17 protein-coding genes and 1 tRNA gene are annotated in these 20,881 nt (G+C 72.2%); 9 read left to right on the top strand and 9 right to left on the bottom strand.

Going from position 1 to position 20,881, the window contains the following annotated elements:
• Position 1: 1 nt before the first annotated feature.
• Positions 2-1,372 carry a 3-oxoacyl-ACP reductase gene (locus AC3YO9_RS03220; protein WP_489982106.1) on the bottom strand — a complete coding sequence of 457 codons (1,371 nt, stop codon included), beginning with the start codon at positions 1,370-1,372 and terminating at the stop codon, positions 2-4.
• 139 nt (positions 1,373-1,511) lie between these two features.
• Here AC3YO9_RS03220 and AC3YO9_RS03215 point away from each other — a divergent pair, with 139 nt between their 5' ends.
• From AC3YO9_RS03215 to AC3YO9_RS03205, 3 genes are all read left to right on the top strand, one after another.
• Positions 1,512-2,831: an acetyl-CoA C-acetyltransferase gene (locus tag AC3YO9_RS03215; protein ID WP_489982105.1), complete on the top strand. Its 1,320-nt coding sequence runs from the start codon at positions 1,512-1,514 to the stop codon at positions 2,829-2,831.
• Positions 2,832-2,967: 136 nt separating this feature from the next.
• On the top strand, positions 2,968-4,170 hold the full coding sequence (locus AC3YO9_RS03210) for an ATP-binding protein (RefSeq protein ID WP_127784288.1): 1,203 nt from the start codon (positions 2,968-2,970) through the stop codon (positions 4,168-4,170).
• Positions 4,171-4,416: 246 nt separating this feature from the next.
• Positions 4,417-6,102 carry a VanW family protein gene (locus tag AC3YO9_RS03205; protein WP_489982104.1) on the top strand — a complete coding sequence of 562 codons (1,686 nt, stop codon included), beginning with the start codon at positions 4,417-4,419 and terminating at the stop codon, positions 6,100-6,102.
• Positions 6,103-6,219: 117 nt separating this feature from the next.
• Here AC3YO9_RS03205 and AC3YO9_RS03200 read toward each other — a convergent pair whose 3' ends face one another.
• From AC3YO9_RS03200 to AC3YO9_RS03190, 3 genes are all read right to left on the bottom strand, one after another.
• Positions 6,220-8,052 (bottom strand): acyl-CoA dehydrogenase, encoded by a 1,833-nt coding sequence (locus tag AC3YO9_RS03200; RefSeq protein ID WP_489982103.1) that lies wholly within the window; start codon positions 8,050-8,052, stop codon positions 6,220-6,222.
• A gap of 111 nt (positions 8,053-8,163) precedes the next feature.
• Positions 8,164-8,793 carry a class I SAM-dependent methyltransferase gene (locus tag AC3YO9_RS03195; RefSeq protein ID WP_489982102.1) on the bottom strand — a complete coding sequence of 210 codons (630 nt, stop codon included), beginning with the start codon at positions 8,791-8,793 and terminating at the stop codon, positions 8,164-8,166.
• 50 nt (positions 8,794-8,843) lie between these two features.
• Positions 8,844-9,533: a DUF732 domain-containing protein gene (locus AC3YO9_RS03190; protein WP_489982101.1), complete on the bottom strand. Its 690-nt coding sequence runs from the start codon at positions 9,531-9,533 to the stop codon at positions 8,844-8,846.
• 85 nt (positions 9,534-9,618) lie between these two features.
• Here AC3YO9_RS03190 and AC3YO9_RS03185 point away from each other — a divergent pair, with 85 nt between their 5' ends.
• From AC3YO9_RS03185 to AC3YO9_RS03170, 4 genes are all read left to right on the top strand, one after another.
• Positions 9,619-10,374: a LamB/YcsF family protein gene (locus AC3YO9_RS03185; RefSeq protein ID WP_489982100.1), complete on the top strand. Its 756-nt coding sequence runs from the start codon at positions 9,619-9,621 to the stop codon at positions 10,372-10,374.
• 19 nt (positions 10,375-10,393) lie between these two features.
• The gene (gene pxpB, locus AC3YO9_RS03180) at positions 10,394-11,014 is read left to right on the top strand and encodes a 5-oxoprolinase subunit PxpB (protein WP_489982563.1); all 621 of its coding nucleotides are present in this window, start codon (positions 10,394-10,396) and stop codon (positions 11,012-11,014) included.
• Positions 11,011-11,865 carry a 5-oxoprolinase subunit C family protein gene (locus AC3YO9_RS03175; RefSeq protein WP_489982099.1) on the top strand — a complete coding sequence of 285 codons (855 nt, stop codon included), beginning with the start codon at positions 11,011-11,013 and terminating at the stop codon, positions 11,863-11,865. The genes pxpB and AC3YO9_RS03175 overlap by 4 nt, the downstream gene beginning before the upstream one ends.
• A gap of 159 nt (positions 11,866-12,024) precedes the next feature.
• Positions 12,025-13,254, top strand: a complete 1,230-nt coding sequence (locus AC3YO9_RS03170) for a sensor domain-containing phosphodiesterase (RefSeq protein WP_127784281.1) — start codon at positions 12,025-12,027, stop codon at positions 13,252-13,254.
• Between the two features lie 242 nt (positions 13,255-13,496).
• Here the strand turns inward: AC3YO9_RS03170 and AC3YO9_RS03165 are convergent, their stop codons facing one another.
• The 4 genes from AC3YO9_RS03165 to AC3YO9_RS03150 form a co-directional block, all read right to left on the bottom strand.
• Positions 13,497-14,003: a hypothetical protein gene (locus AC3YO9_RS03165; protein WP_489982098.1), complete on the bottom strand. Its 507-nt coding sequence runs from the start codon at positions 14,001-14,003 to the stop codon at positions 13,497-13,499.
• A gap of 263 nt (positions 14,004-14,266) precedes the next feature.
• Positions 14,267-14,340 (bottom strand) — tRNA-Gly (locus AC3YO9_RS03160).
• Between the two features lie 68 nt (positions 14,341-14,408).
• Positions 14,409-15,428 (bottom strand): alanine racemase, encoded by a 1,020-nt coding sequence (locus AC3YO9_RS03155; RefSeq protein ID WP_489982097.1) that lies wholly within the window; start codon positions 15,426-15,428, stop codon positions 14,409-14,411.
• Complete coding sequence (locus tag AC3YO9_RS03150) at positions 15,425-16,720, bottom strand: D-arabinono-1,4-lactone oxidase (RefSeq protein ID WP_489982096.1); 1,296 nt, start codon at positions 16,718-16,720, stop codon at positions 15,425-15,427. The genes AC3YO9_RS03155 and AC3YO9_RS03150 overlap by 4 nt, the downstream gene beginning before the upstream one ends.
• Before the next feature lie 165 nt (positions 16,721-16,885).
• On the opposite strand from AC3YO9_RS03150, the gene AC3YO9_RS03145 reads away from it, so the two are divergent.
• Positions 16,886-17,518 carry a TetR/AcrR family transcriptional regulator gene (locus AC3YO9_RS03145; protein ID WP_489982095.1) on the top strand — a complete coding sequence of 211 codons (633 nt, stop codon included), beginning with the start codon at positions 16,886-16,888 and terminating at the stop codon, positions 17,516-17,518.
• Between the two features lie 91 nt (positions 17,519-17,609).
• Here AC3YO9_RS03145 and AC3YO9_RS03140 read toward each other — a convergent pair whose 3' ends face one another.
• Positions 17,610-20,111 (bottom strand): sensor domain-containing protein, encoded by a 2,502-nt coding sequence (locus tag AC3YO9_RS03140; protein WP_489982094.1) that lies wholly within the window; start codon positions 20,109-20,111, stop codon positions 17,610-17,612.
• A gap of 158 nt (positions 20,112-20,269) precedes the next feature.
• On the opposite strand from AC3YO9_RS03140, the gene dcd reads away from it, so the two are divergent.
• Entirely contained in the window at positions 20,270-20,851 is a 582-nt protein-coding gene (gene dcd, locus AC3YO9_RS03135; protein WP_127784276.1) for a dCTP deaminase, read from the top strand.
• Positions 20,852-20,881: the final 30 nt, after the last annotated feature.

Raw genomic sequence — 20,881 nt, 5'->3', positions numbered from 1 at the left:
GTCAGGCCCCCAGCAGGCTCTGGCCGCACACGCGCACGACCTGTCCGGTGACCGCCGAGGAGGCCGGGCTGGCGAAGTACGACACGGTCTCCGCCACGTCGATGGGCAGCCCGCCCTGGGTCATCGAGTTCATCCGCCGGCCGGCCTCGCGGACCACCAGCGGGATGGCCGCGGTCATCTGCGTCTCGATGAACCCCGGTGCCACGGCGTTGATGGTGATGTCCTTCTTGCCCAGCTCCGGGGCCAGCGCCTCCACCAGGCCGATGACGCCGGCCTTGGAGGTGCCGTAGTTGGTCTGGCCGTTGTTGCCCGCGATGCCGGCGATGGAGGCCACGCCGATCACCCGGCCACCGTCCTTCAGCGCACCGGACTCCAGCAGCTCGGCGGTGAGGCGCTCCGGTGCGGCCAGGTTCACGCCGATGACGGCGTTCCAGCGGTCGGCGTCCATGTTGGCCAGCGTCCGGTCCCGGGTGATGCCCGCGTTGTGCACGATGACGTCGGCACCGCCGTGGCGCTCCAGCAGGTGCGCGGACAGGGTGGCGCCGGCGTCGGCCGCGGTGACGTCCAGGGCCAGCGAGCTGCCGCCCACGGCGTTGGCGGTCTTGGACAGCGCCTCGCCCGCGCCAGCCATGTCCACGCACACCACGTGCGCGCCGTCGCGGCTGAGCACCTCGGCGATGGCGGCACCGATGCCCCGGGCGGCCCCGGTGACCACGGCGACCTTGCCGGCGAGCGGGCTGTCCCAGCTGCGGGGCACGGCCTCGGCGTTGGTGGTGGAGCCGTGCGCGCCGATCCGGATGACCTGCCCGGAGACGTAGGCCGACTTGGCCGAGAGCAGGAAGCGCAGGGTGGACTCCAGCGCGGAGGGGTCAGCCTGGGGTGCGGCGTAGACCAGCTGCACGGTGGCGCCTCGCTTGACCTCCTTGCCGGCGGAGCGGGTGAAGCCCTCCAGCGCGCGCTGGGCGATGTGCTCCTGGGTGGAGCCGGTCTCCTCCGGCGGCGTGCCGATGACCACCAGGCGACCCGACGGGGCGACCTTGCGCATCACCGGGTGGAAGAAGCTGTAGAGCTCCTCGAGCTGGTCGATGTGGGTGATGCCGGTGGCGTCGAACACCAGGGCGCCGTACTTGTCGGCGTCGGTGGCCAGCCCGTAGTCGGCGCCGGAGAACAGCTCGCGCAGCGGCTCCACCAGGCGGCCGGACCCGCCCAGCAGCACCGGGCCGGGCAGCGGGGGCTTGCTGGGGTCGTGACGACGCAGCTGCTCCGGGCGCGGCAGCCCGAGCTGGCCGGCGAGGAAGCTGCCCGGTCCGGATGCCATCAGCTGCGAGTAGCGGTCGGAGGGCTGGCGGGGACTGGACTGGGTCGAGGTCACAGGGTGCACCTTCTCGCTCGGGTGGGGCTTGGGTCGACAAGGAACTTACTGGCGGGTAAGAATACCCATCAGTAGCTACAGCGTCGAGTCCACCAGGGCCGAACCCACAGCGTCGAACGCCGAGCAATGGAGATGAACCGTGGCCACACAGCCTGCCCGCAGCAACCCCACGGCGCCGGCCGGAAACGCCGGACGCCCCGTCGCCGTGCTCGGCGGCAACCGCATCCCCTTCGCCCGCTCCAACGGCGTCTACTCCCGCGCCTCCAACCAGGACATGCTCACCGCCACCCTGGACGGCCTGGTGAGCCGCTTCGGCCTGCAGGGCGAGCGCCTGGGCGAGGTGGTGGCCGGTGCCGTGCTCAAGCACAGCCGCGACTTCAACCTCACCCGTGAGTCGGTGCTGGGCAGCGCGCTCTCGCCGGAGACCCCGGCCACCGACATCCAGCAGGCCTGTGGCACTGGGCTGCAGGCGGCCATCCAGGTGGCCAACAAGATCGCCCTCGGCCAGCAGGAGGTGGGCATCGCCGGCGGGGTGGACACCACCAGCGACGCGCCCATCGCCGTCAACGAGGACCTGCGGCGAGTGCTGCTGGAGTTCAACCGCACCCCCAGCACCCTCGGCCGGCTCAAGCTGCTCGGCTCGCTGCGTCCCGGCCAGGTGGTGCCGGAGATCCCCCGCAACGGTGAGCCCCGCACGGGCCTGTCGATGGGTGACCACGCGGCGCAGACCGCGCTGAAGTTCAACATCTCTCGCGCCGACCAGGACGCGCTCGCCGCGGCCAGCCACCACAAGATGGCGGCCGCCTACGACCGCGGTTTCTTCGACGACCTGGTCACCCCGTTCATGGGGCTCTCCCGCGACCAGAACCTGCGCCCGGACTCCAGCGTGGAGAAGCTGGCCAAGCTCAACCCGGTGTTCGGCAACGGGCCCAAGCAGACGATGACGGCGGGCAACTCCACCCCGCTCACCGACGGCGCGTCCGCGGTGCTGCTGGCCAGCGAGGAGTGGGCCACGTCGCGCTCGCTGCCGGTGCAGGCGTGGATCACCCACTCCGAGACCGCGGCGGTGGACTTCGTGCACGGCGAGGACGGGCTGCTCATGGCCCCCACCTACGCGGTGCCGCGGATGCTCGCCCGCGCCGGGCTGAAGCTGGGCGACTTCGACTTCTACGAGATCCACGAGGCGTTCGCCTCGCAGGTGCTGGCCACCCTCGCCGCCTGGGAGGACCCCGAGTACTGCCAGACCAAGCTCGGCCTGGACGGTCCGCTCGGCTCCATCGACCGCGCCAAGCTCAACGTCAACGGCTCCTCGCTGGCGGCGGGCCACCCGTTCGCCGCCACCGGCGGGCGGATCGTGGCCAGCCTGGCCAAGCTGCTGGCGGAGAAGGGCTCGGGCCGCGGCCTGATCTCCATCTGCGCCGCCGGCGGGCAGGGAGTCACCGCGATCCTGGAGCGCTGAGCGCGAGCACTCCACCAACGGCGCGGGTGGGACGGCCACCACCGTCCGCCCGCGCCGTTCGGCGTCCCCAGGTCCAGGGCGGGCTCTTTCTGCGCGCCTATCGGTGGGCCTCTAGATTGGCCGATACTGTCCGAGCGTGGATCCCGTACGCAATCCCTTCGCGCCCGGCGCCGGCCAGCGCCCACCCGAGCTGGCCGGACGCGACCGCGAGCTGCAAGCCTTCGACGTGCTGCTGGAGCGGGTCTCGCGGGGCAAGCCCGAGCGCAGCCTGGTGCTGACCGGCCTGCGCGGGGTGGGCAAGACGGTGATGCTCGGCGAGCTGCGCTCCCGGGCGCTCAACCGCGGCTGGGCCAGCGGCAAGGTGGAGGTCAAGGCGGGATCGCCGCTGCGGCGCCCGCTCAGCGCCGCGCTGCACCGCGCGGTGCGCGACCTGGCGGTGCGCCACCGCGCGCCCGACCGGGTGGACGACGTGCTCGGGGTGCTCAAGGCGTTCGCGCTCAAGGCCAACCCGGAGGGCACCGGGATGCGGGACAAGTGGCAGCCCGGTATCGACGTTCCCGCCACCCGCGGGCGTGCCGACTCCGGGGACATGGAGATCGACCTGGTGGAGCTGTTCACCTGCGTGGCCGAGCTGGCCGCCGACGTGGGCACCGGCCTGGTCCTGCTGCTCGACGAGATGCAGGACCTGGGCATCGACGACGTCTCGGCGATGTGCGCCGCCTGCCACGAGCTGAGCCAGTCCGGGGCCCCGCTGGTGGTGGTGGGTGCGGGCCTGCCGCACGTGCCCAGCGTGCTCGCCGCCAGCAAGTCCTACTCCGAGCGGCTGTTCCGCTACCTGCGCATCGACCGCCTGGACCCCGCCGCCGCCGAGCAGGCCATCCGCGCGCCCATCCAGCGCGAGGACGCCGACATCGACGACGACGCCCTGGCCGCGCTGTACGAGACCTCCGGTGGCTACCCCTACTTCGTCCAGGCCTACGGCAAGGCCGCCTGGGACGCCGCTCCCGGTGCCAGCATCACCGCCGCCGACGTGGCCATCGCCGGGCCGGAGGCCGAGGCCGAGCTGGCGGTCGGGTTCTTCGGCTCCCGGCTGGAGCGCGCCACGCCCGCCGAGCGGGAGTACCTCTACGCGATGGCCGAGCTGGCCGACCTGCGGGGCGCGCCCGACGAGGCGGTGCCCACGGCGCAGGTGGCCGAGCACCTGGGCCGCAAGGCGTCGTCGCTGTCCCCGGCGCGGGACAGCCTGCTCAAGAAGGGGCTCGTCTACGCCACCGAGCGGGGCTTCGTCGCGTTCACCGTCCCGCACTTCGGCCGGTTCCTGGCCGGCCGGGCTGCCTGACCGGCGCAGACCGGCACGTCACGCTGACGCACGCGTCGACAAAAGAAAATTCAACTGATGTGTAACGCAGGCAGACCCGCCCTCGATGTACCTGATAGCTCCGCGCTGCTGCCTACCCCGACTTGGCAGCAGCGCGGAGCTTTCCAGTGCCAGCTCCGCGGTGTTCCTGAGATGGACGCCGGTCTGTGCGCCCTGTCCCCCGTACGCTGATCAGGTCAAGTGTCCGTTTGATCTGGGGAGTACCGCGTGTCCGACAGCAGCGAGCTTCGAGGCAGGGTGGCCGTCAAGGTCGCGCTGGGCGCCGCCGTCGTGCTGGCGGTCCTGGGCATCGCCTACACGGCCGACCTGCTCAGCTCTCGCGGCGAGGTGCCCCGCGGCGTGCGGGTGGCTGGCGTCGAGGTCGGTGGGCTGGACACCGCTGCCGCCGAGGAGAAGCTGCGCCGAGAGCTGACCCCACGCTCCGGCCAGCCCGTGCCGGTGCAGGCCGGGGACGTCAGCACCACGCTCGACCCGACCACGGCCGGGCTCAGCGTGGACTGGTCGGCCACCCTGGAGCAGGCCGGCTCCCAGCCGCTCAACCCCGTCACCCGGGTTCGCTCGGTGGTGGGCACCATCGACGTCGGCATCGTCACCACCACCGATCGGGCCCAGCTCGACCGGGCGGTGCAGGGCCTGCGCGGTCAGACCGACCGGCCGGTCGCCGAGGGCGGTGTGCGCTTCGACGGCGCCACTCCGGTGGCCGAGGCGCCGCGCGCCGGGCAGCAGCTCGATGCGGCCGGGGCTGCCACCGCGCTGGTCGACGGGTGGCTGGACGAGACCCCCGTGCCGCTGCCGGTGACGCGCCAGGAGGTGTCGGTGTCGCAGGCCGCGGTCGACAGTGCCCTCGCCGTGGCGCGCACCGCGGTCGCCACCAGCGTCGTGGTGGAGGGCAGAGGGGCCAGCGCCGCGCTGCGCCCCGACGGCATCGCCACCGTGCTCAGCTTCGAGGCCGACGGCGACGGCGGGCTGCGGCCCAAGGTCGACGTGGCGGGCGCCACCCGGGTGCTGGCACCCCAGCTGGCCAAGACGGAGACCAAGCCCACCGACGCCACCGTCGTGCTCCGCGACGGGGCTCCGCAGGTGGTGCCGTCCTCGGACGGCGTCGCCATCGACTGGGCCCAGACGCTGGCGGGGCTGGAGAAGGTCGTCGTCGCCGAGCGCAAGCCCCTGCAGGCGGTCTACGCCCCCAAGCAGGCGTCGTTCACCACCGCCCAGGCCGAGGGGCTGGGCATCAAGGAGGTGATCGGGGAGTTCCGCAGCGGCGGCTTCTCCTACGCCAGCGGCGTCAACATCCGCCAGGTGGCCAAGGAGGTCACCGGGGCGGTGGTCAAGCCGGGCGAGACGTTCTCCCTCAACGGACACACCGGGCCGCGCGGGACCGCCCAGGGCTACGTCGACTCCGGCGTCATCATCGACGGCCACGCCGGCAACGCGGTGGGTGGCGGCATCAGCCAGTTCGCCACCACGCTGTACAACGCCTCCTACTTCGCCGGGATGACCGACGTCGCCCACACCGAGCACAGCTACTACATCTCGCGCTACCCCGCGGGCCGCGAGGCCACCGTCTACGAGGGCGCCATCGACCTCAAGTTCAGCGTGCCCACCAGCACCGGCGTGCTGATCGAGGCCTTCGGCGACGCCAGCTCGATCACGGTGCGCCTGTGGGGCACCAAGACGGTGGACGTGGAGTCGATCAACGGCGGCCGGAGCAGCTACACCGACCCCAAGGTGATCGAGCTGCCCAAGGGCAAGGACTGCGCCCCCTCGGCCGGAGCCAAGGGCTTCACCACCACCGACACCCGCGTGGTGCGCGACAGCACGACGGGCAAGGAGCTCTCCCGAAAGACCCGCACCGTGGTCTACGACCCCAGCCCGATCGTGCGCTGCATTTAATCCAGCGCTGCATCTAGTCGCCAACGCACGCAGGGCCCGCAACGTCCTTTTCCGGCGGCTGCCGGGACGTTGCGGGCCCTGAGTGCGGTTTGCTAGCGGGCTAGCGGAGGCGCGGGATCAGAACGCGGCCTCGTCGAGCTCCATGATGTCGTTGTCGGTGTTCTCCACGATCTGCCGGCTGGCGGTCAGCTCGGGCAGCACGTTCTTGACGAAGAAGGAGGCCACGGCCACCTTGCCGTTGTAGAACGCGGTGTCCTTGGCGCTGATGGTGCCGTCCAGCTTGGCGAGGGCCACCTCGGCCTGGCGCAGCAGCAGCCAGCCGATGAGCAGGTCGCCCACGCTCATGAGCAGCCGGACGCTGGCCAGGCCCACCTTGTAGAGGTTCTTGGCGTCGTCCTGGGCGGCCATCAGGTTGCTCGTCATCGCGGCGAGCATCGCCTGGACGTCGGCCAGCGCGGTCGCCAGGTGCGCCCGCTCCTCCTTGAGGCGGCCGTTGCCGGACTCCGCCTCGATGAACTTCTGGATCTCCCCGGCGACGAAGCCCAGCGCGGCGCCCTTGTCGCGGATGATCTTGCGGAAGAAGAAGTCCTGCGCCTGGATCGCCGTGGTGCCCTCGTAGAGGGTGTCGATCTTGGCGTCCCGGATGTACTGCTCGATCGGGTAGTCCTGCAGGTAGCCGGAGCCACCCAGGGTCTGCAGGCTCTGCGCGAGCTGCTCGTAGGCACGCTCGGAGCCCACGCCCTTGACGATCGGCAGCAGCAGGTCGTTGACCCGCTCCGCCAGCGTGACGTCGGTGTCGTTGCCGTCGCCGGCGATGATCTCGTCCTGGAAGGAGGCCGCGTAGAGGTACACCGCACGCAGGCCCTCGGCGTAGGCCTTCTGCATCATCAGGCTGCGACGCACGTCGGGGTGGTGGGTGATGGTGACGCGCGGCGCCGCCTTGTTGCTCATCTGGGTGAGGTCGGCACCCTGCACGCGCTCCTTGGCGTAGTCCAGCGCGTTGAGGTAGCCGGTGGAGAGCGTGGCGATGGCCTTGGTGCCGACCATCATGCGGGCGTTCTCGATGACCTTGAACATCTGCGCGATGCCGTTGTGCACCTCGCCGACCAGCCAGCCCTTGGCGGGCACGTCGGTGTCGCCGAAGGTCACCTCGCAGGTGGCGGAGACCTTCAGGCCCATCTTGTGCTCGACGTTGGTGACGTAGACGCCGTTGCGCTCGCCCAGCTCACCGGTCTCGGGGTCGAAGTGGAACTTGGGGACGAAGAACAGCGACAGGCCCTTGGTGCCCGGCTTCGCGCCCTCGGGGCGCGCCAGGACCAGGTGGTAGATGTTGTCGAAGAGGTCGTTGTCGGCGGAGGTGATGAACCGCTTGACGCCCTCGATGTGCCAGGAGCCGTCGTCCTGCTGGATGGCCTTGGTGCGGCCGGCGCCCACGTCGGAGCCGGCGTCGGGCTCGGTGAGCACCATGGTGGCGCCCCAGCCCTTGTCCACCGCGAGAGCCGCCCACTTCTTCTGCTCCTCGGTGCCCTCCTCGAACAGCACCTGGGCGAAGCTCGGGCCGGCCATGTACATGTGGGCGGCGGGGTTGGAGCCGAGCACCAGCTCGCCGATGGCCCACACGACGGTGCGCGGAGCGGGGATGCCGCCGATGTCCTCGGCCAGGCCCATCCGGTACCACTCGCCGTCCCACAGCGCCTGGAAGGACTTCTTGAACGACTCGGGCAGGGTCACCGAGTGGGTGGCCGGGTCGAACACCGGCGGGTTGCGGTCGGCGTCGGCGAAGGACTCCCCGAGCGGACCCTCGGCCAGCTCGCGGACCTGGCCGAGCATGTCGCGCACGGTCTCCTCGTCGAGGTCGCTGAACAACCCCTTGCCGAGACGGTCGCCGAGACCGAGCACCTCGAAGAGGTTGAACTCGATGTCGCGGAGGTTGCTCTTGTAGTGGCCCATCGTGATGCTCTTCCCGTTTCGTCGGCCCAGGTGGGATGGATCGTCGACGGAGCAGCATTCACTACCCGCCGGTAACAAGAGGATATTACCGACCGGTAACCACGGCAACCACTAACCCTGGGCGCTCCGGCGCGCGACCACCACGGCATCGATCGCCATCCCCAGGCCGTCAGGCGTGTCCACCTCGCGGTGGGGCTGGGCGGCAGTGACCAGGGTCATGTCTGCCGGCAGCTCCGCAGCCACGTCGGCGGGGGTGAACAGGATGTCTGGGTCCTGCGGGCCGCCGTAGCCGTCGGTGAGGTTGGTGGAGTCGTGGGCGACCACCAGCAGGTGTCCGCCGGGGGCGAGGGCGGCGCAGGCCGCGGCCAGCACCGCGCGTCGCTGCTCGCGCGGCAGGTGCAGGTAGACCACCAGGACCAGGTCGTAGGGCGCCTCGCCGGGACCGCGCAGCTCGGTGGCGGTGACGTCGGCCTGCTGCCAGTGCAGCCGGGAGACCACCGAGCGGGGGGAGCGCGCCGCGACCTCGGCCGCCTTGGTCAGCGCCACCCGGGAGAAGTCCAGCGCGGTGACGTCCCAGCCCCGGGTGGCCAGCCACAGGGCGTTGCGCCCCTCCCCGCAGGCGAGGTCGAGCGCCCGCCCGCGGGGCAGCGCGGTGGCGTGCTCCACCACGTAGCGGTTGGGCGGAGCACCCCACACCAGGTCGCTGTCGGCGTAGCGCTCGTCCCAGGCGTCGGCATCCATGCCCCGACGCTATCGCTCCACCGGCCCTGTCCCGTGCGGGCAGGGTGGGGCTAGCAGTAGGTCCGCTCGGCCGAGCCGACGAACAGCTCGGAGATCTCCCGGGAGGACTTCTTGGTGGTGGGGGCCAGCATGGTCCCGATCTGGTCGAACTGGGTGAGGATCGACTGGCGGGAGTCGCCACGCGCCTTGGCTTGGCAGGTGGCCTGCGCGAAGAGGATGTAGACGCCGTTGATGGCTTCGTTGCCGGGAACACCACCGGCCGCGAGGGCCTGCAGGTAGGCCTGTCCCTTGGGGCCGGCGTTGGCGAGGGCCTTGGCGGGATCGGTGTCCACCTGCGGCAGGGCGCCGGCGCCGGCTGGAGCCGGTGCGGGCAGCGTGGACGGGACCTGTGCCGGCGGCTGGGCGGCCCCGTTGGGCGCTGGTGCGGGGGCTGCCGCGGTGGGCGCGCCTGCGCCGGTGCCCGGTGCCGGTGCCGGTGCCGGTGCCCCAGGGGCCGCCGGGGCACCCGGAGCCGCGCTCGGAGCCGCTCCCGGGGCGGCGGGCGCACCCGGAGCGGGTGCTCCGGGGTCGGCCGCGGCGGGACCGGGTGCGGCCGGGTCGGCCGCGGTGGGGCTGGCGGCGGCGGTGGAGGAGGCCGGCGGCAGCGCGGGGGCCACGTCGTCGTCGCTGCTCGAGCCGCAGCCGACGAGGCCGACGCAGAGGATCGCGGTCAGGGGGACGGTGAGCTTCCGCAGTGACATCACCTGCCTGATAGTGCCATGCGTGTGATGCGGGACGCATCTACTTAGGAGCAGGGCGACACCAACGGTCGGCGAGACTGGGCGGATGGACCTCAACAGCGATCTGGGTGAGTCGTTCGGCCGGTGGGTGCTGGGCGACGACGAGGCAGTGCTGGCCGCGGTCACCAGCGCCAACATCGCCTGCGGTTTCCACGCGGGTGACCCCTCCACGCTGCGGCAGACCGCCGCGCTGGCCGCGGCGGCCGGGGTCGAGGTGGGCGCCCAGGTGGCCTACCGCGACCTGGCCGGGTTCGGCCGCCGCTTCATGGACGTCTCGGCCACCGAGCTGGCCGACGACGTGCTCTACCAGATCGGCGCGCTGGAGGGCATGTGCCGGGTGAGCGGCACCCAGGTGCGCTACGTCAAGCCGCACGGCGCGCTTTACCACGCCGTGGTGCACCACACCGACCAGGCCGCCGCGGTGGTGGCCGCCGTCCGCGACTACGACCCCGCCCTGCCGATCCTGGGGCTGCCCGGCTCCGCCCTGCTCGCCGCCGCCGAGGCCGCGGGGATGCGGGCGGTGCCGGAGTTCTTCGCCGACCGCGGCTACCTGCCCGACGGTCAGCTGGTGCCGCGGACCTCGCCGGGTGCGGTGCTCGACGACCCGACGGCCGTCGCGGAGCGGGTGGTGCGGGTGGTGCAGGAGGGTGTGGTGCGGGCGGTGGACGGCACCGACGTGCGGGTGAGCGCGGAGTCGGTGTGCGTGCACGGGGACTCGGCGGCGGCCGTGGCGATGGCGGTGGCGGTGCGGGCGGCGCTGGGCGAGGCTGGGGTCGACGTGGCGGCCTTCGTGCGGGGCTGACGTGAGCGGGGGGAGGCCGGTGGTGTTCCAGGTGCACGCCCTCGGTGACACGGCGCTGCTGCTGGAGCCGGCCGACGCCGAGGTGGTGCACGCCCTCGCCGCCGCGGCGCGTGAGCTCGACGACGTGCTGGACGTGGTGCCCGGCGCGCGCACGGTGGTGCTGCACGCCCGCGGCCCCGCCGCCCTGGTCGCCCTGCGCGGGCGGCTGGAGCAGCTGCAGGTGCAGCCCGGGCTGGCGCAGGCCCGTGCCGGCGACGTGGTGGAGCTGGCCACGGTCTACGACGGGCCCGACCTGGCGGAGGTGGCGCGGCTGACCGGGCTGAGCCCGGCGGAGGTGGTGGCTGCGCACACCGGCTCGCTGTGGCGGGTGGGCTTCGGCGGCTTTGCGCCCGGCTTCGCCTACCTGGTGGGTGGCGACCCTCGGCTGCACGTGCCGCGCCGCGACGAGCCCCGGGAGCGGGTCCCGGCGGGCTCGGTGGGGCTGGCCGGCGAGCACAGCGGGGTCTACCCGCGGTCCTCGCCCGGCGGCTGGCAGCTGATCGGCCGCACCGACGCGGTGCTGTGGGACGTCGACCGCGATCCGCCCGCGCTGCTGCACCCTGGCGGGCAGGTGCGGTTCGTGGCGGTGGAGCGGCCGTGACCGCGCTGCGGGTGCTCGCCACCGGACCGCTGGCGCTGGTGCAGGACCTGGGCCGGCCGGGCCTGGCCGCCCAGGGGGTGAGCCGTTCCGGCGCCGCCGACCGCGCCGCCCTGCGCCTGGCCAACCGGCTGGTGGCCAACCCCGAGGACGCCGCGGCCATCGAGGCCACCCTGGGTGGGCTGCAGGTGCGCGCCGAGGTGGACCTGCTGGTGGCGCTGGCGGGGGCCGCGGCGCCGGCGGTGCTGGACGGCACCCCGGTGGGCCACCACGCGGTGCTGCGCCTGCCTGCGGGCAGCGTGCTGCGGCTGGGTGCGCCGGCGGCCGGGCTGCGCACCTACCTGGCCGTGCGCGGGGGGATCACCGTGCCGGCGGTGCTGTCCTCGCGCAGCACCGACGTGCTCTCCGGGCTGGGGCCGGACCCGTTGGCGGTCGGCGTGGTGCTTCCGGTGGGCCCCGCTCCGGAGGCCTACCCGGAGGTGGCCCAGGCCGCGGTGGCGGTGCCCGGCGGCGGGCTGGTGCGGCTGCGGGCGCTGCGTGGGCCCCGCGCCGGGTGGGTGGCCGACGTGGACGCGCTCACCACCCGGGCGTGGACGGCGTCGGCGCGCAGCAACCGGGTGGGCATGCGGCTGGAGGGCCACCGGCTCACCCGCTCGCGCATCGAGGAGCTGCCCAGCGAGGGGCTGGTGCGCGGGGCGGTGCAGGTGCCCCCGGGTGGGGAGCCGGTGCTGTTCCTGGCCGACCACCCGGTGACCGGCGGCTACCCGGTGGTGGCCGTGGTGCTCGACGCCGACGTCGACCGCGCCGCGCAGGTGCGCCCCGGCCAGCAGCTGCGCCTGCACTGGGTGGGCTGAGCCCACCGGTCGAGGGCCGGAGCGGACCAGCTCAGGGCTTTTGGCTCGGACGACCTAGGTTGACCGCCAGGGCGACCACGCCCACAAATCGGCCCGTATGAGTGACGGTGGGTACATACTGTTAGCCCCTGGTGGTGGCTGACGGTGGAGAGGCAGCGGATGCGCGAGCTCGATGTTCGTCGGCAGAGTGACTCCGCCCGGCGCTACCTCGACCTCGCTGCTCCCTCCTCGGCCCTGCGCACCACGCTGTTCCTCGCCGCGGAGTCGGTCACCTACCCGGTGGCGGCGGTGAACATCCTGGACGAGCACGAGCAGCACACGCTGATCAGCGTGGGCACTGCGCCGCCACCGCCCCAGCCCCGCTCGGCCACCCCCTGCGACGTGGTGGTGCGGACCGGGCAACCGCTGGCGATCAGCGACCTCCCGACCCGCGGCTACCCCCAGCAGCCCTGTGTGGGCACGGCGGCCGCGCGGTCCTACATCGGCATCCCGCTGGTGGGCCGCGAGGGCCTGGTGGTGGGCACCCTGGCGCTGGTGGACGTGGCCGAGCGGCACACCACCGAGCAGGCACTGCGGCGGCTGGTCCAGTTCGGCTCGGTGCTGGAGGAGCAGCTGGACCTGCTGCGCCGGGTGGGGCCGAGCCGACCGCAGACCGACGTCTACCAGCTCGCGGTGGCCATCGACGAGGGCCAGATCCTGCCCTACTTCCAGCCGCTGGTGCACCTGGCCACCGGCGAGGTGGTGGCCTACGAGGCGCTGGCTCGCTGGCACCACCCCACGCGCGGCGTGCTGCCGCCCGCGGAGTTCATCCCGCTGGCCGAGGACAGCGAGCTCATCATCGACCTCGACCTGGCCGTGCTGCGGCAGGCCGCGGTGGTGGCCCAGCGGTGGCGGCAGACGTCACCGGAGCTGCGGATCACCGTGAACGTCTCCGGTCGGCACTTCGAGCACCCCGGGTGCGTGGACCGCATCCACGACGCGGTGACCGCGTCCGGCCTGCCGCCCAGCGCAGTGTCGCTGGAGCTCACCGAGACCGCGGCCATCGCCGCCAGCCCGGCCAACGTGGCGTTCCTGGACCAGCTGCGCGCGCTCGGCTTCCGCATCGTGCTGGACGACTTCGGCAGCGGGGTGTCCACCCTGGAGCACCTGGTGTACCTGCCCTGTGACGGCGTGAAGATCGACCGGAGCACGGCGGCGGCGCTGCACACCCGGTCCGGCGCCGCGGTGGTGCGGGCCATCGCCGGGCTGGCCGTGGAGCTGGGCAAGACGGTGGTGCTGGAGGGGCTGGAGACCGTCGACCAGGCGGAGCGGGCCCTGGAGCTGGGCTGCATGATCGGGCAGGGCTACCTGTGGTCGGAACCGCAGCCGGAGGACGTGCTCGTCGGCTAGCGACGGGGTGCATCACGCAGGCGCTTTTGGGCAGCATCGATCCGTCGAACGGAACCTGCAGCAATCACAATAATGGTTCGTCGGTATGCGGTGCTGCGGGAATCAACAGGCGGCGCGGTGTGAGCAAACCATATGTGATGAAGCCGCGGTCCTCGTGTTCTAGGTGGCGATTCGTGACCTCGACCGGTAGCTCTCTGCCACGCTGGGTGGAGTAAGGAACCTCGCGTGGTGTATCGAATGGCCTACGCGGCCCCCGTGCCCTTATCGCGGGCATTCAGGTAATCGATCCGTTCGGCAAGCGCAGCATTCGCCGCTTCGATTGATTTGCGAAGCTCCGTTTCAGCGGCAGCTATCCGGCGCTGCCTTCCGTCGGCTTCCCCATACTGGCTGACCTGTGCCCGGGCCAGGTCCTGCCAGCAACTCCCTACCAGGGATATGCGAACTCCTGCTAGTTGGAATAGCTGATCGATCTGGTCATCGGACAAGCGGGAACTGAGTTGTTTGATTCTCCCGTAAGCAGCGGTGATCGTAGTTGGCACGTCTCCAGGAACAGGGTCGCCCTGTCTCAACAGGCTCTCGATTTCGCCTATCTCTTCCTTAACCAACTCTACGATCGCTCGTAGTTGGTCATGCAGTTGTTGCTGTACTTGCCGGGTTGGCTCGCCGAGCGCATGTTGGCGGTTCTGAAGTCCGAGCCGCAACGCGAATACCCCCAGCGCCACGTTGCCAATACCTACGAGCAACGCCACTACCACTCCCCACGCCACCGCACTCATGGCGACGAGTATTGCAGCAACCGTGCAATGAGGTACGCCGGCTACAAGGAGAGGTGCAGCCGTGAGCCGTCGCCTAGATTGAAGTCGATTCCAATGGGGCAGTGATGGCCGACGGCATATGCGTCAGTCACATCGTTTCCCGGGGCGAGCTCGGAATCAGGATGGTCGTCGGCGTACGCAATACGCAGGCACTAGTTGCAAGTGGCAAGCAGGGGAACTTCCGCCCTGCGCAGTGGTGGAGCGGATGACGGGAATCGAACCCGCGTGTTCAGCTTGGGAAGCTGATGTTCTGCCATTGAACTACATCCGCGTGACGCTGCCGGTTGGCTCAGGCCGTGGCCCGGGTCGGGTGGCAGCGTCGAGAGGCAGCATAGCGGCTCACCACCCGCGCAGGTCCACCGGCCAGCGCTGCAGCACCTCCTCGCCGTCCACCAGCCACATCGCCTCGTGCAGAGCGACCGTGGGATCGACGTGCGCGGGCAGCACCCGCACCCGCTGGCCGACGGTCGGCAGCTCTGCGCCGGACAGCTCTGCCGCCCCGAAGGTGGTGTGCTCGTCGCTGCAGAACCACACCTGCCCGTCGGCGATGGTGGGGTTGCCGTGGTCCATGCCCAGCGACTTCAGCCCGACGTCGGCCACCGCGTACGGCGTCTCGCCCGCCGTCCCGGTGGACAGGACGGTGGCGAGCAGGCTCAGCGCGTGGCCGAAGGGCAGGCCCAGCTCGGCGTAGGCAGTGTCCATCAACGCGTAGGAGCCGGCCTGGATCTCGGTGGCCCAGGTGTTCACCGCGTAGGTGCCGGTGCCTCCGGCGCTCACCAGCTCCCCGCCGACGTCGGCGTGCGCGGCCAGCAGCAGCGCCATCGCCTCCTCGGTGAGCCGGGCCTGCTCCGCCGCGGGCTGAGCCATCATCAGGTGGCCCTCGTAGCCCATCACCCCGCGCACGGCCAGGCCCCGCCCACGGGCCAGGTCGGCGATGCGGCCGGCCTCGGCCGGGGTGCAGCCGCAGCGGGGCAGGCCCACGTTGACGTCCACCACCACCTCGCGCACCCCGCCGTCGGCCGCGGCCGCCACGGTCTCGGCGGAGTCCACCGCCACGGTCACCCGGTGCCCGGCCGCCACCAGCACCCCCAGGCGCCGGGCGTCCAGCACCTCGTTGGCCAGCAGCAGGTCCGTGCCGAGTCCGGCTGCGGCCATGCCCTCCACCTCGCGGATGGTGGCGCAGGTGAAGCCGTGGTGGCCCACCGCGTCCTGGCGCCGGGCCAGCGCGGTGCACTTGTGCGCCTTGACGTGCGGGCGCAGCCGCGCCCCGGGGTGGGCGGCGGCCATGGTGTCCAGGTTGGCCTGCAGGACGCTCTGCTCCACGAGCAGGGCGGGGGTCTGCAGCTCGTCGATCTTCATCCCAGCACCCGTTCCAGGTAGTCGTTGCCGAAGCGCCGCTCGGGATCCACCGCGGCGCGCACCGCGGTGAACTGGTCGAAGCGGGGATAGCGCTGCCGCAGGGTGGCCGCGTCCTGGTAGTGCATCTTGCCCCAGTGCGGACGGCCGTCGAGGCGGTCCATCACCGCCTCCACGGCGCGGAAGTACCGCTCGAAGGGCTCACCGCGGAACACGTGCACGGCCAGGTAGGCGCTGTCGCGGCCGCTGGCGGTGGACAGCGGGACGTCGTCGGCGGCGGCGAAGCGCACCTCCACCGGGAAGGACACCCGCAGGTGGTGCTCGGCGATCACCCGCTCGATGCCCGCCAGCGCCTCGCCCACCGCCGCGGCGGGCACCGCGTACTCCATCTCCACGAAGCGGACCCGGCGCGGGGAGACCAGCACCCGGTGGGAGACGTCGGAGTACTCCCGCGCGCCCAGGGCCCGGGAGGCCACGCGGTTGATCCGGGGCACCAGCCTCGGCCGGGACCGGCCCAGCCGGCAGGTGAGCTGGAACAGCCCGTTGCTGAGCACCTCGTCCTCCAGCAGCGCCCGACCGCGGGGCAGCGGCTGGGGCACGGCGTCGGCGGGCAGCCGGTTGTTCCGCTTGGTGAGCGTGGCCGTGGTGTGCGGGAACCAGTACAGCTCGAAGTGGTCGTTGTCCCGCACCAGCTCCGGGAGGTTGTCCAGCACCTCGCGCAGCGGCATCGGCTCCTCCCGGGCGTGCAGGGTGTAGGCGGGCTCGGTCTGCAGGGTCACCGTGCTCAGCACGCCCAGCGCGCCCAGACCCACTCGTGCCGCGCTGAACAGCTCGGGGTTCTCGGTGGGGCTGGCGGTCACCACCGAGCCGTCGGCCAGCACCAGCTCCAGCGCCCGCACCTGGGTGGCCAGCCCACCGAAGCTGCCGCCGGTGCCGTGGGTGCCGGTGGACAGCGCCCCGGCCAGGGTCTGGGCGTCCACGTCGCCGAGGTTGGTCATCGCCAGGCCCAGCTGGGCCAGCACCGTGTTCAGCCGCCGCAGCGTGGTGCCGGCCCGCACCGTCACCAGCCCGCTGCTCGGGTCGGCCCACACCAGCCCGGTCAGCAGGCCGAGGTCGACCTGGACACCGTCGGTCAGCGCGATGCCGCTGAAGGAGTGTCCCGACCCGACGGGCTTGACCCGCTCGCCGGCCGCAGCGGCGGCACAGACCACCTCCGCCAGCTCCGCGGTGCTGGTGGGCCGGGCCACCGTGTGCGGGTCGGCGTGCTGGTTGCCCGCCCAGTTCGTCCAGGTCACGCCCGTGGCCCTTCTGTCGTCAGGTCGTGTCGCGACCCCGAAGCTAGTCGCTCGTCCAACAGTGCGCCGAGCGGACCGGCGGCCATGGGCATTGCCGTTCGGCCGGCATAGGCGCTGTTCAGGGCTAGTCTGGCGCGGGGCGGTCGTCAGCGTTGGGGGACTCAGGTGGCACGCATTGCGGTAGCAGAACGACGTCAGCAGCTGATCGACGCGACGATCCGGGTGATGGTCGAGGACGGGGTGGCCGCGGCCACCACCCGCCGGATCGCGGGCGAGGCCGGGGCCACGCTGGCCACCGTGCACTACTGCTTCGAGTCCAAGCAGGCGCTGCTGCGCGAGGTCATCACCACGCTGGTGCGCCAGCTGGCCACGGCGGTGCGGCAGCCGCCCCGGCAGACCAGCGACCTGGCCACGCTGGTGCGGGAGTACCTCGACGCGGTGTGGCAGGTGGTGGAGGGCGAGCCCAAGCGGCAGCGGCTCACCTACGAGCTCACCCAGTTCGCGCTGCGCGAGCCCGACCTGGCGGAGCTGGCCCAGTGGCAGTACCGGCTCTACCACCAGGAGTGCGAGCAGACGCTGGGCGCGGTGGCCCGCGCGGCGAACGTCAGCTGGATCCTGCCGTTGGACGTGGTGGCCCGGATGGTGCTCAGCGCCATGGACGGTGCGGTGCTGGGTTGGCTGGTGGACGGTGACGCGGCCCGCTCCCGCCAGGTGCTGCTCACCTACGGCGAGCTGCTGGCCGGGCTGGCCGAGCCGGTCCGGGACGCGCACCCGGCAGTGGTCGGCGTCCGGCCCTAGCGCTGCACGGGTCGGCGCTCGAGGGCGCTAGCGCTGCACGGGGCGGCGCTCGAGGGCGCTGGCGCTGCACGGGGCGGCGCCCGAGGGGGTGCTAGCCGACCGCGCTGCGGCTGGGTGCGGCCACGGGTCGCCCGAACAGGAAGCCCTGCGCCTGCGGGCAGCCGTGCTCGCGCAGCCAGTGAGCCTGCTCGACGGTCTCCACGCCCTCGGCCACCACGTCCAGCGCCATGCCGGCGCCGAGCCCCACCAGCCCGTCGACCAAGGTGCGAGCCTCCCCGGTGTGCGGCAGCCCGGCGATGACGCTGCGATCGATCTTGACCGCGCTGATCGGCAGCCGGTGCAGCGCGGCGATGGAGGAGTGCTGGGTGCCGAAGTCGTCCAGGGTGAACCGCACTCCCAGTGCGCTCAGCCGGGTGGCGGCCGCGCGGGTGGACGGCGAGGAGCTCAGCGCCGTGTGCTCGGTGATCTCCAGCCGCAGGCGGGTTGGCGCCAGCCCGCTGCGGGTCAGCTCGGCCTGCACCATGTCGGCGAAGCCGCTGCGGCCCAGGTGGTTCGCGGAGACGTTGACGCACAGCTGCACGTCCTCGGGCCAGCTGAGCGCGTCGGCGCAGGCTCGCTGCAGCACCCAGCGTCCCACCGCGGGCACGCGCTGCCTGCTCTCCGCCGCGGACAGGAACGCCTCCGGCAGCAGCAGCCCGCGCCGTGGGTGCTCCCACCGCAGCAGCGCCTCCCGGGCCACCACCTCCTCGTCGTCCAGCCGCACGATCGGCTGGTAGTCGATGCGCAGCTGGTCGCCGCGCACCGCGCTCTCCAGCTCCGCGATGAGGTGCAGCCGATCCACCGCCGCGGTCTCGCTGACCTCGTCGGTGCGCACCCCGCCGGCGGCTCCGCCGGCACGCTGGCGCTTGACCCGGTACATCGCGGCGTCGGCCTGGCTCAGCAGCACCTCGGCGGGCCCCCCGCTGCCCAACGCCATGCCGATGCTGGCGTGCATGCTGAGCTGCTCGCTGCCCACCTGGAACGGTTCGTGGAAGAGGGTGCCGATCCGCTTGCGCAGGGCGCGGACCTGCTCCGGCTCGGCCACCTGCTCGCAAACCACGACGAACTCGTCACCGCCCAGGCGCACCGCGGTGTCGCCCTCCCGGACGGCGCCGGACAGCCGCGCGGCCACCTGCCGCAGCACCTCGTCGCCGCGCTCGTGCCCGTAGGTGTCGTTGACCTCCTTGAACCCGTCCAGGTCCAGGAACAACACTCCCACCGAGGTGCCCTGCCGGTCGGCCAGCGCCAGGGCGTGGGTGAGCCGGTCGAGCAGCACCAGGCGGTTGGGCAGCCCGGTCAGCGGGTCGGACAACGCCTGCCGGGCCAGCTCGGCCTGGGCCTGCTTGCGGGCGGTGATGTCCTGCACCTGCACCACCAGGTGGCTGACCTCGCCGTCGTGGCCCCACACCGGCACCGCGTGCCGGTGCACCCACACCACGGTGCCGTCGGCGCGCACGTAGCGCTTGTCGGTCTCGGTGGGGCCGGGAGTGCCGTCCTCGTCGAGCATCTCCTCGAACAACGACTGCGACTCGTCGAGGTCGTCAGGGTGAGTGATGTCGCGAAAGGTCCTGGCCATCAGCTCGGCCTCGGTGTAGCCGGTCAGCTCGCACAGGGCGCGGTTGACCTGCACCCAGTGCCCGTTGCGGTCGACCACGGCCAGTCCGATGGGGGCGTGGGCCATGGTCAGGTGGAACAGGCTGACCGCCTGGTCGCGGGCCTGCTCGGCCAGCACCCGCTCGGTGATCTCGCGGGTGACGGTCTGCAGCTGCACCTGGCGCAGGGCGCGGTCGTACATCGCCTGGCCGGTGATCTCCACCCACACGGGGCGGCCGTCGGCGTGCCGCGCGCACACCACCTCGGTGACCGGGGTGCCGATGCGGGCGTGCCGGAAGGAGGCGACCAGGCTGTCGCGGTCGCCGGGCTCGACCAGCTCGATGGCGCGCACCCCCAGCAGCTGCTCGGGGGTGTAGCCCAGGTGGGTGCGGGCCGAGCCGGACACCCAGGTGATGGTGGAGTCGGGCAGGTGCAGGGCCACCACGCTGTCGGCCCGCTGCAGCAGCATCTGCGAGGCGCGCTCGGCCTGGCGGCGACGCAGCTGGTGCAGGCGCTGTCCCCGCACCGGGCTGACGGTGCTGAGCGCCCCGACCAGCGTGCCGTGCTCGTCGTGCACCGGCTCGGAGCTGCTGTGCAGCCACAGCTCCTCGGGCTCCCCGGACAGGCCCCGCCGGCGAACGCCGACCACGAAGTCGTGGGCGGGCACCGCCGTGCGCAGGACCTGGGCGGCCGGGTGGTCGCGCAGCCGGATCGGCTGGTCGTCGCGGTCCACCACGGCGAACAGCAGGGTGGACGGGTCGTGCTCGGCGGAGCCCCCCTGCGCCAGGCCCAGCAGCCGACGCCCGACCGGGTTGACCGCCAGCACCGCCCCCCGGCAGTCCTGCAGCAGCCGCCCCACCTCGGCTGCCCCGGCCGGGGCACCGGCGTCGGCGTCGGTGCGCTCGGCATCGGGATGGTCGGGCTCGGCGCTGATCTGTGCCGCGAGCATGATCAGGTCCATGCGACTGTGTTGCTCCCCCCAGAGACGGTGAGCACCCGGATGGACGACGTCCCGCGGGCATTCGGCGCCCAGAATGGCACCGACCAGGCACTTTCGCCACCACGGCGGGTCCCGTGGCGGTGGGCCGGGGGATACCCGGCGTCGACTACGCTCGCGTCGTGCTGCTCTCTGATCGTGACATCCGGGCCGAGATCGACGCAGGGCGTCTGGGGCTCGACCCCTACGACCCGGCGATGGTCCAGCCCTCCAGCGTGGACGTGCGGCTGGACCGCTTCTTCCGGGTCTTCAACAACACCCGGTACACCCACATCGATCCTGCCCAGCAGCAGGACGAGCTGACGTCGCTGGTGGAGGCCGAGGGCGACGAGCCCTTTGTGCTGCACCCGGGCGAGTTCGTGCTGGGGTCGACGCTGGAGACGTGCTCGCTGCCCGACGACCTGGCCGGGCGGCTGGAGGGCAAGTCGTCGCTGGGGCGGCTGGGCCTGCTCACCCACTCCACCGCGGGCTTCATCGACCCGGGGTTCAGCGGGCACATCACCCTGGAGCTGTCCAACGTGGCGAACCTGCCCATCACGCTGTGGCCGGGCATGAAGATCGGCCAGCTGTGCCTGCTCAAGCTGTCCTCGGCCGCGCAGGACCCCTACGGCAGCGCCGCCGCCGGCTCCCGGTACCAGAACCAGCGCGGCCCCACCCCGTCCAAGGCGTACCTGAACTTCCACAAGGTCAGCACCCAGCGCTGACGCTGGGGGCGTCTGCAAGTACGCCCATCC

Source organism: Rhodococcus sp. Z6_132, assembly GCF_058133635.1.
The sequence above is the reverse complement of the archived record's forward strand: the minus strand, read 5'-3'. Positions and strand labels throughout refer to the sequence as shown.

Excerpts from the sequence above, each read along its gene's own strand:
- AC3YO9_RS03200 (WP_489982103.1), bottom strand. The coding sequence starts at position 8,052 with ATGGGCCACTACAAGAGCAACCTCCGCGACATCGAGTTCAACCTCTTC.
- AC3YO9_RS03155 (WP_489982097.1), bottom strand. The coding sequence starts at position 15,428 with ATGAAGATCGACGAGCTGCAGACCCCCGCCCTGCTCGTGGAGCAGAGC.
- AC3YO9_RS03185 (WP_489982100.1), top strand. The coding sequence starts at position 9,619 with ATGGACCTCAACAGCGATCTGGGTGAGTCGTTCGGCCGGTGGGTGCTG.
- AC3YO9_RS03190 (WP_489982101.1), bottom strand. The coding sequence starts at position 9,533 with ATGTCACTGCGGAAGCTCACCGTCCCCCTGACCGCGATCCTCTGCGTC.
- AC3YO9_RS03170 (WP_127784281.1), top strand. The coding sequence starts at position 12,025 with ATGCGCGAGCTCGATGTTCGTCGGCAGAGTGACTCCGCCCGGCGCTAC.
- AC3YO9_RS03195 (WP_489982102.1), bottom strand. The coding sequence starts at position 8,793 with ATGGATGCCGACGCCTGGGACGAGCGCTACGCCGACAGCGACCTGGTG.
- AC3YO9_RS03140 (WP_489982094.1), bottom strand. The coding sequence starts at position 20,111 with ATGGACCTGATCATGCTCGCGGCACAGATCAGCGCCGAGCCCGACCAT.